The sequence below is a fragment of the Aliirhizobium sp. YIM B11859 genome, from assembly GCF_057163345.1.
The window spans coordinates 46,303-57,779 of sequence record NZ_JBXHAY010000010.1; the positions used below are offsets into that span (position 1 = coordinate 46,303).

Below are 11,477 nucleotides of genomic sequence, written 5' to 3' on the forward strand. Positions count from 1 at the left end.
TCGCTCATGCCATGGTCTTGCCCGAGGCAAGCGTCCGGCAGTCAAACAGATCAGCCGCGCTTCGGCGCCTTGTCGGTGAGCGAGGCGTAATCGAGGCGGTAGACCGAGGCGCGGGGATGTGCTTCGAACCCTTCGACCCAGCTGCGCTTGGCAGCCAGAACGTCGAAGAAGGACGGGATGATCGAGGGAACGTCCTCGTTCATGATGTCCTGTGCCTTGGTATAAAGCTCGGTGCGCTTGGCCTCGTCGACCGTGCCGCGGGCTTCCGCGATCAGGGCGTCGAATGCCTTGTTGTTCCAGCGGGTTTCGTTCCAGGCTGCATCAGAGGTGTAGAGCAGCTTGAAGATGCCATCCGGGGTCGGCTGCATGTTGTAGAAGCCGACATAAAACGAGCCCTTCTTCCACACCTGATCCAGATAGGTCGCATGCGGCATGGTCTGGACGTTGATGGTGATACCGGCTTCCTTGGCCATTTCCTTCAGCGCCACGGCAAGCTGGGTGCGCACGGCCGGGCGGTCGGAGGCGATCAGCGTTGCTTCGAGACCGTTCGGGAAACCGGCCTCGGCCAGAAGCTTCTTGGCTTCCTCGATGTTCTTTTCGCGCTGCTTGATATCCTTGAAGAAACGGTAGGACGGGTTGAGCGGCGTGTCGTTACCGATCGTGCCGAACCCTTCGGTGACGAAACCGACCATGGCTTCGCGATCGACGGTGAGCGCAATGGCGCGGCGCACGCGGGCATCGTTGAACGGCGCCGTGTCGCAGCCGAAGTTGATGTTGCAGAACTGGCCGGACGGCGTGCGCAGCGTGACGATGCCGTCATTGCCGTCGACGCGCAGGAATTCCGGCGGCTGGATGGTCGAGACGATGTCGATATCGCCGGCGAGCAGCGCCGAGCTTTCAGCCGAGGTATCGGGGAAAACATGCACTTCGACGCGGTCGAGGTAAGGGCGTGCCGGGTCGTAATATTTTTCGTTGCGCTCGACGACGATCAGGCGGTCCGGCTCGTAGGAGACGAGCTTGAACGGGCCGGTGCCGACGGCCTTGGTCGACAGGCTCTTCAGGTCACCCTTGGCAATCGATGCCGGAATGATGCGGGCGTTCGGATAGGCAAGGGCTGCCGGAAGGTCGGCATAGGAGCCGGACAGCTTGATCAGTACGGTCGTGTCGTCGACGGCGGTGATATCGGAAATCGGGCCGATATTGTTGCGGCCGGGCGACGCGGTTGCCGGATCGAGAATGGTCTTGAGCGAAACAACGACGTCGTTGGCGGTGAAGGCGGAACCGTCATGGAAGGTAACGCCGGTGCGCAGCTTGAAGGTCCATTCGGTCAGCGCATCGTTGGCGCTCCAGCTTTCGGCGAGATCCGGCTCGATCGACATGTCGACCTTGAGACGCGTCAGGTTGCTGTAGAGCAGCTCGGTCACCAGGTATTCCGGGTTGACGCGGGTCAGCAGCGGATGGATGACGCTTGCCGCCTGGTCGACGGAGATCTTCAGCGTGCCACCCTTTGCAGGCGTTGCCGCCTGGGCAAAGCTCATCGAGGGGGCCGCGAGAATGGCGGCGGTGCCGGCCAGGAAGAAGCGGCGTTTCATTTCCAGCATGTTTCAGTTCCCTTGGTTATCAGCTGCGGTTTTCAGGAATGGCGTGTTTCTGGGATTGCGTCTGGGGCAAAGTCGGCCGCGAGATAGGCGAGAATGCTTTTGGCGAGCGCGATGATGTCCTGGCGAGTCGTGTGTTCTTCCGGGCTGTGGATGCAGCTTGCCGGCCGGCCGAGACCGCCGAGCAGCACTTCCGGTCCGAATCCGGCCTTTTGCACATAACCGAAGTCGGAGCAGGAGGCCGCACCCCATTTGGCAAAGTCTTCCGGGGCATAGCCAAAACCTTCCGACAGCGCCTTTTGCCAGCGCGGCCAGTGCGGGCCATCCGGATCATCGGTCGGGATCAGATGGCCGACGAGGTCGATGGCGAGCTTCAGGTCGGTGCCGGCAAGGCAGTCGCCGATCACGGTCTCGATCTCGGCGCGCGCCGCGTCATAATTTTCTTCGGGCGCGTAGCGGCGCGAGACGAGGATCTTGATTTCCGCCGGTACCTGGCCGCCTGCCGTGCCACCATTGACCGCGGCGATCGTCAAGGACGGGCGAAGCGGCCCGGTCGCATGCGGCGGCGGTGCGAGCCTGGATTCCCGTTTGGCGATTTCCGGCTTGAGAGCGGCCAGCGCGTTCAGCACCGGCAAAGCGCCTTCGATGGCATTGACGCCGGCACCTGTGCGATTGCCCTCGCCGGCATGCACCGCATGGCCGGTAATCGTCACCTGCAGGTTGAAAATGCCGAAACAGCCGGCCCAGACGCGCGGCGCGGCCGAACCGTTGAAATTGAGGATATGGCCCTTGAGCATGTCCTGTTCGGCCAGATAACGGATGCCGGGATAAAGCCCGCCTTCCTCGTCTGTGCACAGAAGCAGCATCGGATCATAGGCCAGTGTTACGCCGCACTGTTTTGCCGCGCGCAGCGCGAGAAGCGTGGCGGCGATCGTGCCCTTCATGTCGGCAGCACCAAGCCCATAGAGGTTGTCGCCTTCGACGGTCAGCGACAGCGGATCGCGCGTCCAGCCGGGCGCGACCGGAACCGTGTCGACGTGGTAATAGAGGCCGCAGACCGGCTTGTCCGTCACGCGGCTCGCAACCAGATTGGTGCGTTCGCCAGAGGCCGGTCCGCCGGCAACGTGCCAGAGCTCGCGCGGTACCGTCACCCGCTCGAAATCGAAGCCGAGAGGCGCAAGCAGCTCGGTCATCAGATCGGCGAACGGACCATAACCTTCACCGGGCGGAAAGGACGTATCGACGGCGACCATCCGTGCCAAATCCTGAACGGCGACCTCGACATCCTGTTCAATCACTGCCATGGCAGAGGTCAGGGTGTGTTGCAGCGCGGATGGCTGATCGTTCATTACGGTATCCTCGGCACCTTGCGCCCGCCTCCTCAGCTTGCGCTTTAATATAAACTATATAGTAATACTGCGTAGATCGACCGGATGAGTCAACTCCAAAGAAGAGGCAAATAATTGCCGGAATTGCCTAATATATCATCAGATGCCGGAAAGCTCGGCGAGCTTTCTTTGCCGCTTTATGAAGTGGTTAAGCGGCAGATTACCGAAGCGATCATGATCGGCAAGCTCGAGCCCGGCTCGGTTCTGCCTAGCGAAGTGGCATTGTCGCAAACTTACGGCGTCGCCGTCGGCACCATTCGCCGGGCTTTGATGGATCTGACCAATGACGGCATTCTCAGCCGCCGCCGCAAGACCGGCACGGTGGTCACCGGCCGCAAGCCGCAGCACAGCCTTCGCCTGTTCTTCCAGTATTTCCGCCTGCACGGGTTGGATGGTTCGCTCAGCAAGTCGGTGACGACCGTCACATCGCTCGAACGCGGCGCCGCATCCGCCGACGATGCGGGAAAATTGCAGATCGAAGAGGGGGCGCCGATCGTCCGCTTTCATCGCTACCGCAATGTCGACGACCGGCCGATCATGCATGAGACATTGACGTTGTCTTTGGAGCGGGTTCCCAATTTTCCGCAGAACAAGGAAGACATTCCGCCGCTCTTCTATCTTCACCTGCTCGAACATCATGGGCTGCGCATCTCTGCCGTACGCGAGCAGATCGGCGCCGATCTGGCAACGGAAGAGGATGTGCGCTGGCTTGGCCTGACGCTGCCCGCTGCGGTACTGACCATTGACGAGATCGCCTATGACCAGATGGCTGTGCCGGTGCTGATCTCCGCCCACCGGGCAACCACCGCAAACCATCGCTACGTCAACGAAGTCCAATAGGATTGGGGTGGGCAGCGGACCGGGCGTCGCTTGGCCGCTGCTCCATACTCTGTCGATGTGCTGTCAGTCGCCGAGCAATTGCCGGTCGTCGCCGTCGCGGTTGCGCACCAGCTCTTCCTTGATCGCCCGCAGCGATTTCATCGCTCTTGTGCGGTCGGCATAGGCGACCATGTTGGCAAGGATGTCGATCGCCGCCAGATAGGCGTAACGCGTCGAGGTCGGGCGAAAGATGTTCTTGCCCTCCGGCATCTCGATGGCGATCACCAGGTCGGCGGCATCCGCCACCGGCGAGCCGCTCTGGGTCATCACGATCGTCGGGATGGATCGCTCCCGCAACAGCTCCAGGCAATGGACGAGCCCCATGTCGCGGCCGGTAAAGGACGAACCGAAAACCACCGTGCCGGGCTGGGCAGCGGCCGAAATCATCAGGTTCATGCCGTGGTCGCTCGACGCATTAACCCGGCAGCTCAGGCGAAAAAGCCGATTGTGCAGCTCGTTGACGATCATCGCCGAATTGCCGCTGGCGCCGAAGGCCTGGATGAACTCGGCGCCCCGCAGCATCTGCGCCGCCTTTTCGATTGCGCGCAGATCAAGTTGGCGATGCACCTCGAACAGCGCGTTCTGCGCCTTCGACACGATATCCTGCGCCACTTCTTCCGCCGTTGCCGTCGGCGCTTCCGGGGTCAGATAACGCAGGCCGACATAGGCGAGCTTTGCCAGCTGCACCTTGAAGTCCGAATATCCCTGGCAACCCAGCCGCCGGCAGAAACGGGTGACCGTGGGCGGCGAAACGCCGGCTTTTTCCGCCACCTCGATGATCGATGCATTGACGACGAAATCGACATTGTCCAGCGCGAACCGGGCAAGCTTCGCCTCAAGACCGGAAAGCTTGGCGTCCTGATCGGAAAGGGCATGAAACAGATCCATTCGGTCTTTCCCTCGGATTGGCCGCATCAGAAAAATGCGCAAGCTTGTGAAAATGAATTTCACTGATGAGCAATTTGATAGCATAGTGACGGCCAGCATCAATCAAACTTGCCTGTTCGACGAAAATAAAAGCAATCCTTCTGGCGCCGCCATCATCTGCATCCGGCAGCACATCCATTCCAACGAGGTCTTCATCGATGAACTATCCGTGGCCCGAACCCGGCACACCGCTCGATCAGGTTGCAACCCCCATGCCCGTTATCGACGAGGACAGGCTGGCCGCCAATATCGCGCGGGTGCAGGCCTATTGCGATCAACACGGCAAGGCCTTCCGGCCACATATCAAGACCCACAAGATCGCCGCCATCGCCCGCCAGCAGCTGGAAGCCGGCGCCGTTGGCCTCAATTGCCAGAAGGTGACCGAAGCGGAAGTGTTCGCCGATGCCGGTTTTGACGACATCCTGATCACCTACAACATTCTCGGCGTCGCCAAGCTTGCCCGCCTGAAGGCGCTCAATGCCCGCGTCGCAAAACTCGCCGTCGTCGCCGATAGCGAGACCACCATTGCCGGCCTCGCCGCGACCTTCGAGGCCGAGAAGCCGCTCACCGTGCTGATCGAATGCGATACCGGCGGCAAGCGCTGCGGCGTGCAAACGCCGGAAGCGGCCGTTGCGCTTGCCGAAAAGATCGCGGCGGCCCCCGGTCTTCGGTTCGGTGGCATCATGACCTATCCGTCGGTCGGCGGCGCGGAACAGGTCGAGACCTTCATGGCTCGCACCATCGCATTGCTTGCTGAAAAAGGCCTCGAATGCCCGGTCCGCTCCAGCGGCGGTTCGCCGGATCTGTTTTTCGCCCATCGCGTGCCGTCCGCCACCGAACACCGCGCCGGCACCTATGTCTATAACGACCGCAGCATGGTGCGCGCCGGCCATTGCAGCAATGACGATCTCGCCATGCATATCCTCGCCACCGTCGTATCCCGCCCGGCGCCGGATCGCGCGGTGCTGGACAGCGGCTCCAAGGCACTGACCTCCGATCTGCTCGGCTTTACCGATTACGGTGCAGTCGCCGGTTTCGAGGGCGCCCGCATCGTCTCGCTGTCGGAAGAACATGCCGTGGTCGATCTCACCGACTGCAAGACGCCCTTCCCCGAGATCGGTTCGATGGTGAAGGTCGTGCCGAACCATACCTGCGTCGTCACCAACCTGTTCGACCGCATGGTCTTCCATCGCGACGGCATCGTTTCGCGGGTTGAAAATGTCGATGCGCGCGGCACCGTCTGGTAGGGCTGCGGCCTGAAAATTTTTACCGCAAAAGGCCGGCCGCTCCTTACCGCAGGGCGCGGCGGTCACGGAATGATGAAAATCGGGCGCCTCTCAGGGGCGCCCTTTTTCATGCGGCTATGACGATTGTTTGCCGCCGGCACGCAGCCGGGACCGGCCGAATGGCTTGATTCCAAAACAGAATGCCGTTGCACCGGCCTCGACTTCGGCTGCTACGCCTCGGGAAGGCCGTGAAAATTTTCTTCGATTTTCGCGATTAAGAAAATAAATTACACAAAATAGTGCGAAATCTGAAAATCCGTTGACTTCGGCAACATTTGACGCATTATGAAGAAAATAAATTACACCGAAACGGTGAGTGGGTGAACTTGAGGAAAACGGGACATCGGATGAACCGAGAGTGCCTGGACTGTCGCTGAAGCGGCGGTAGGGACATGGCAGCTTCGGCAAACTTCACATCAGGGACAATATGGCGACGGTATTCGGGCGGCTGTAACAGCGGCGCGTTGGCCGGAGTGCATTCGGATAACAGACATGCGCATCTTCACCGCCTCGCTGGCGACCGAGACGAACACCTTTTCCCCCGTGCCGACGGATATGAACGCCTTCAAGGCGGCGTTTTATGCCGCGCCGGGCGAACACCCGGATACGCCGACCTTGTGTTCCTCCGTCGTCCCGATCCTGCGCCGCCGAGGCCGCGAAGAGGGTTTCACCGTCATCGAAGGCACGTCCTGCTGGGCCGAACCCGCCGGCCTCATCCAGCGCCAGACCTATGAGACCTTGCGCGACCAGATCCTTGCTGAGCTGAAAGCCGCCCTGCCCGTCGATGGCGTCGTGCTCGGCCTGCATGGCGCGATGGCAGCCCAAGGGTATGATGATCCGGAAGGCGATTTCCTCGCCCGCGTCCGAGACATGGTCGGGCCAGACGTGCTGATCGCCGCCGAATTCGATCCGCACAGCCACCTGACGGCCCTGCGCGTTGCAAACCTCAACATCATGGCCGCCTTCCTCGAATTCCCCCATACGGATTTCGAACAACGCGGCGAACATGTGGTCGAACTGGCGCTCCAGGCGCTGCGTGGAAAAATCAAGCCGGTCATCTCCACCTTCGACTGCCGGATGATCACCATTTTCCCGACCAGCCGCGAACCGATGCGCTCCTTCGTCGATCGCATGCAGGCGCTGGAAGGCCATGACGGCATCCTGTCGGCCTCCGTCATCCATGGTTTCATGGCCGGCGACGTGCCCGACATGGGCACCCGCATCGTCGTCGTTTCCGACAATGACAAGGCAAAGGGTGACGCACTGGCGGCAAAACTCGGCCGCGAGCTTTACAGCCTGCGCAAGACGACCGCCATGCCGATGTTCGATACCGAAGCCGGTCTCGACAAGGCGATCGCCATCCGCGCCGCGCATCCGCAAAAGCCGGTGACCATCGCCGATGTCTGGGACAATCCGGGCGGCGGCGTGGCAGGCGACGCGACCTATATCCTGCGCCGGATGATGGAACGCGGCATGGACGATTTTGCCGTCGCCACCATCTGGGATCCGATCGCCGTCAGCTTCTGCCACGCGGCGGGTGAAGGTGCGGAACTGGCCTTGCGCGTCGGCGGCAAGTCGAGCCCGGAAGGCGGCGATCCGCTCGACCTGCGCGTCACCGTGCAAAAGGTCTTCGACGCCGGCTGGCAGAGCTTCCGCAATTCCCGCGTCACGCTCGGCAGCGCCGCCGTCATCCGTCCGGTCGGCACCCATATCGATATCGTGCTGATCACCAGCCGCACCCAGACCTATGAGCCCGACATCTTCTCCAATCAGGGCATCGATTTCGCGCGCAAGTCCTACATGCTGATCAAGTCGACCAATCATTTTTATGCCGGTTTCCAGCCGGTTTCCTCCGAGATCGTCTATATCGCCGCGCCGACCTCCTATCCGACCAATCCGGCGACGACGCCCTATCGCAAGGCGAGCCTGAAGCTCTGGCCGCGTATGGCCGATCCGCTGGGACTGGATGCCTGAATTCTCGGCCGGACAGGAAAGCCGGCCGAAATCACTGACCGAACCGAACACAACAAGGGGATGACCATGAAAAAGAGTGCACTTGTCCTGATGACGCTGGCGGCCTTGGCCGGCACCAGCAGCCTGGCTCTCGCCCAGTCGAGCGACGGTATTCTGACGGTTGCGACGATCGGCGAACCGCCGACGCTCGACGTCATGCAGACGGCGACCGATATCGTGCTGACCATCGACCAGCACATTTTCGAAACGCTCTATACCTATGACGCCGAATGGAAGTCCGTACCGCTGCTCGCAGCCGGCATGCCGACCATTTCTGAAGACGGCCTCACCTACAAGATCCCGCTGCGCGAAGGCGTGAAATTCCACGATGGCAGCGACTTCGATGCCAAGGACGTCACCGCGTCGCTGAAGCGCTGGATGGCGGTCAATTCCAAGGGCAAGCAGGTTGCCGGCATTGTCGAAAGCCTGACCGAAGACGGCGACCATGCGGTCGTCTTCAAGCTGAAGTCGCGTTATGCGCCGCTGCTCGCCACGCTGTCGCAGGCCTCGGTCATCATGCCGTCGGAAGACGTCAAGGACACGCTGACCGATTTCGTCGGCACCGGCCCTTACGCCCTCAAGGAACGCAAGCCCGACCAATATACCCAGCTCGTCCGTTTCGACGGCTACAAGTCGCCGGAAGGCACGCCGAGCAACTATGCCGGCAAGCGCGAGGCGATCGCCAAGGAAATCCGTTTCGTTCCGGTTCCGGACGCCAATACCCGCGTCGAAGGCCTGATTTCCGGCCAGTTCGATTACGCCGATTCGCTGCCGGTCAGCGCCTATGAGCGTGTCGAAAAGAGCGGCAATGCCAAGCCCGTCATCTTCAAGGATGCCGGCTGGGCATCGATGAACATGAACATGAAGGAAGGCCTTCTGGTCAAGAAAGAGCTGCGCCAGGCCGTTCAGGCAGCCCTCAATGCCCAGGACATGATGCTGGCCGCCTTCTCCGACGATCGTTTCTTCAGCGTCGATGCCTCGATCTTCCCGAAGGGTTCCTTCTGGCACACCGAAGCCGGTGTTGCCCGTTACGGCGAAGGCGATCCGGAAGCGGCTGCCAAGCTCCTGAAGGCTGCCGGTTACGACGGCACGCCGATCCGGCTTCTGACAAGCCGCCAATACGAGTTCCACTACAAGATCGGCGAAGTCGCCAAGGCCTATCTCGAAGCCGCCGGCTTCAAGGTCGATCTGCAGGTGGTCGACTGGGCAACGCTCACCACCCGCCGCGCGGACAGCAAGGCATGGGATATCTTCATCACCCATTCCAACTTCCCGGGCGACCCGACGACGATCAACACGATCACCGACACCTATCCGGGCTGGTACGTTTCCGACCAGAAGACCAAGGCCGTTGCCGCCTACATGGATGCGACGACCGACGAGGCCAAGAAGAAGGCCTGGGACGGTATCCAGACGGTCATCTATGATGATGCTCCGCTCTACAAGGTCGGCAACTTCAATGCCGTGTCCGGCGTCGCCAATGGCGTGTCCGGTTACGAGCCGACCTACTGGCCGCATTTCTGGAACGTGGCCCCGAAGAAGAAGTAAGGCCTAAAAAGAGACTGGGAACCGACTATGGCAAGGATCGCACAGGCATTGCTGAAACGACTGGGGGGCATGGCAATCGTGCTCGCCCTCGTCGTGACGGTGGTCTTCATCATCGTTCGCGTCACGCCTGGCGATCCTGCCGCCGTCATGCTGGGGTCGGATGCGACCCCGGCCGATATCGCGCAATTGCGCGAGAAGATGGGTCTCGATGCGCCGATGATCGTTCAATATGGCCAGTTCGTGCTGGGCATATTGCAGGGCGATCTCGGCCAGTCGAACTTTCTGAACCAACCGGTCACGACGGCACTTGCCGCGCGTGCCGAACCGACCTTTTTCCTCACCCTGTTCTCGATCCTGATCGCCGTCGGTATCGCGCTTCCGGTCGGCATCCTGTCAGCCGTCAAGCGCGGCACGATGTTCGACCAGATCGTCGTGACGCTGACCATGGTCGCCGCCAGCGTGCCGAGCTTCTGGCTCGGGCTGATGCTGATCCAGATCTTTGCCGTCGGCCAAGGCTGGTTCCCGGCTTCCGGTTACGGCGGACCCGAAACGCCTTTCCTCGAACGTCTGCACCATCTGGTTCTGCCGGCCGTGGCGCTTGGCGTCGTCAATTCGGCGCTGATCACCCGCTTCACCCGCGCCGCCATGCTCGATGTTCTGGGCGATGACTACGTTCGCACCGCCCGCGCCAAGGGCGCTGGCGAAGGCCGTGTTATCCTCAAACACGCCCTGAAGAACGCGATGATCCCGATCATCACCGTTATCGGCCTGTCGGTCGCCATGCTGGTGGCCGGTGCCGTTGTCACCGAAACCGTCTTCGGCCTGCCGGGTGTGGGCAATCTCGTCGTCTCGGCGGTTCTGCGCCGCGATTACCCGGTCATCCAGGGCGCGCTGCTCGTCGTGGCCGCCATCTATGTCCTCATCAACTTTGTCGTCGACATGCTTTATATTCTCGTTGATCCGCGGGTGCGCCTATGACCACGATGGCTTCCCTCTCCATGCCCTTCGCGTCTGGCCTTCGCCGCCTGTTCGGCAACCGCGCCATGTTGTTCGGGGCGATCATCCTGGTCATCGTCGTGACTGCGGCGCTGCTCGCGCCCTGGATCGCGCCCTATGCGCCGAACAAGCTTTCCATCGTCAACAAGCTCAAAGCCCCGTCGATGACGAACTTCTTCGGCACCGATGAATTCGGCCGTGACATCTTCTCGCGTGCCATCTTTGCCGGCCGCATCTCGCTGCTCGTCAGCCTCGGCGTCGTCGTCATCTCCACCGTGCTCGGCGTTATCCTCGGTGTCGCCGCCGGCTTCTTCCGCCGCCTCGATGCGCCGATCTCGCGTCTTCTCGATGCGATGATGTCCTTCCCCGACATCCTTCTCGCCATCGCTCTGGTTGCAGCCCTCGGCCCTTCGCTGACGACTGTCATTCTCGCCCTCGGCATCACCTATGCGCCGCGGCTTGCCCGTATCGTCCGCGGTTCGACGCTGGTGTTGCGCGAATTGCCCTATATCGAGGCGGCCGTCGCCATGGGCCTGCCGACCTGGCAGATCCTTGCCCGCCACGTCCTGCTCAATCTCGCCTCGCCGATCCTCGTGCAGGCCACCTTCGTTTTCGCCTCGGCAATGCTGGCGGAGGCGAGCCTCTCCTTCCTCGGCGTCGGTGTCTCCACCGACATGCCGACCTGGGGCACGATGCTGGCATCCGGCCGCGAATACATGAACAACGCCCCGTGGCTGATGGTGTTTCCGGGGCTGGCCATCGTCTTCTCGGTTCTCTCCCTGCAATTGCTGGGCGACGGCCTGCGCGATCTCGTCGATCCGCGTCTCGCCAAGGAAAGCTGA

Annotated in this window: 10 protein-coding genes; 6 read left to right on the top strand and 4 right to left on the bottom strand. The window is 61.5% G+C overall.

What is annotated here, in order from left to right:
* Window positions 1-50 precede the first annotated feature (50 nt).
* Both AC2GXZ_RS27620 and AC2GXZ_RS27625 read right to left on the bottom strand, forming a co-directional pair.
* Window positions 51-1,601, bottom strand: a complete 1,551-nt coding sequence (locus tag AC2GXZ_RS27620; protein ID WP_483762457.1) for an ABC transporter substrate-binding protein — start codon at window positions 1,599-1,601, stop codon at window positions 51-53.
* A 32-nt stretch (window positions 1,602-1,633) separates the two neighbouring features.
* Complete coding sequence (locus tag AC2GXZ_RS27625) at window positions 1,634-2,947, bottom strand: M20 family metallopeptidase (RefSeq protein ID WP_483762458.1); 1,314 nt, start codon at window positions 2,945-2,947, stop codon at window positions 1,634-1,636.
* Window positions 2,948-3,061: 114 nt separating this feature from the next.
* Between AC2GXZ_RS27625 and AC2GXZ_RS27630 the strand changes: the two genes are divergently transcribed.
* Window positions 3,062-3,826 (top strand): GntR family transcriptional regulator, encoded by a 765-nt coding sequence (locus AC2GXZ_RS27630; RefSeq protein ID WP_483762459.1) that lies wholly within the window; start codon window positions 3,062-3,064, stop codon window positions 3,824-3,826.
* Window positions 3,827-3,889: 63 nt separating this feature from the next.
* Here AC2GXZ_RS27630 and AC2GXZ_RS27635 read toward each other — a convergent pair whose 3' ends face one another.
* Together AC2GXZ_RS27635 and AC2GXZ_RS27640 are read right to left on the bottom strand one after the other, a co-directional pair.
* Window positions 3,890-4,753, bottom strand: a complete 864-nt coding sequence (locus AC2GXZ_RS27635; RefSeq protein WP_483762460.1) for a MurR/RpiR family transcriptional regulator — start codon at window positions 4,751-4,753, stop codon at window positions 3,890-3,892.
* On the bottom strand, window positions 4,701-4,931 hold the full coding sequence (locus AC2GXZ_RS27640) for a hypothetical protein (protein ID WP_483762461.1): 231 nt from the start codon (window positions 4,929-4,931) through the stop codon (window positions 4,701-4,703). The genes AC2GXZ_RS27635 and AC2GXZ_RS27640 overlap by 53 nt, the downstream gene beginning before the upstream one ends.
* Window positions 4,932-4,950: 19 nt before the next feature.
* Here AC2GXZ_RS27640 and AC2GXZ_RS27645 point away from each other — a divergent pair, with 19 nt between their 5' ends.
* The 5 genes from AC2GXZ_RS27645 (at window position 4,951) to AC2GXZ_RS27665 (ending at window position 11,477) form a co-directional block, all read left to right on the top strand.
* Window positions 4,951-6,039, top strand: coding sequence for a D-TA family PLP-dependent enzyme (locus AC2GXZ_RS27645; RefSeq protein WP_483762462.1), 1,089 nt, complete (start codon window positions 4,951-4,953; stop codon window positions 6,037-6,039).
* 531 nt (window positions 6,040-6,570) lie between these two features.
* Window positions 6,571-8,052, top strand: a complete 1,482-nt coding sequence (locus AC2GXZ_RS27650; protein WP_483762463.1) for a M81 family metallopeptidase — start codon at window positions 6,571-6,573, stop codon at window positions 8,050-8,052.
* A gap of 66 nt (window positions 8,053-8,118) precedes the next feature.
* Window positions 8,119-9,639, top strand: a complete 1,521-nt coding sequence (locus AC2GXZ_RS27655) for an ABC transporter substrate-binding protein (protein ID WP_483762464.1) — start codon at window positions 8,119-8,121, stop codon at window positions 9,637-9,639.
* 36 nt (window positions 9,640-9,675) lie between these two features.
* Entirely contained in the window at window positions 9,676-10,617 is a 942-nt protein-coding gene (locus AC2GXZ_RS27660; RefSeq protein WP_483762571.1) for an ABC transporter permease, read from the top strand.
* The gene (locus AC2GXZ_RS27665; RefSeq protein ID WP_483762465.1) at window positions 10,614-11,477 is read left to right on the top strand and encodes an ABC transporter permease; all 864 of its coding nucleotides are present in this window, start codon (window positions 10,614-10,616) and stop codon (window positions 11,475-11,477) included. Before AC2GXZ_RS27660 ends, AC2GXZ_RS27665 begins: the two co-directional genes overlap by 4 nt.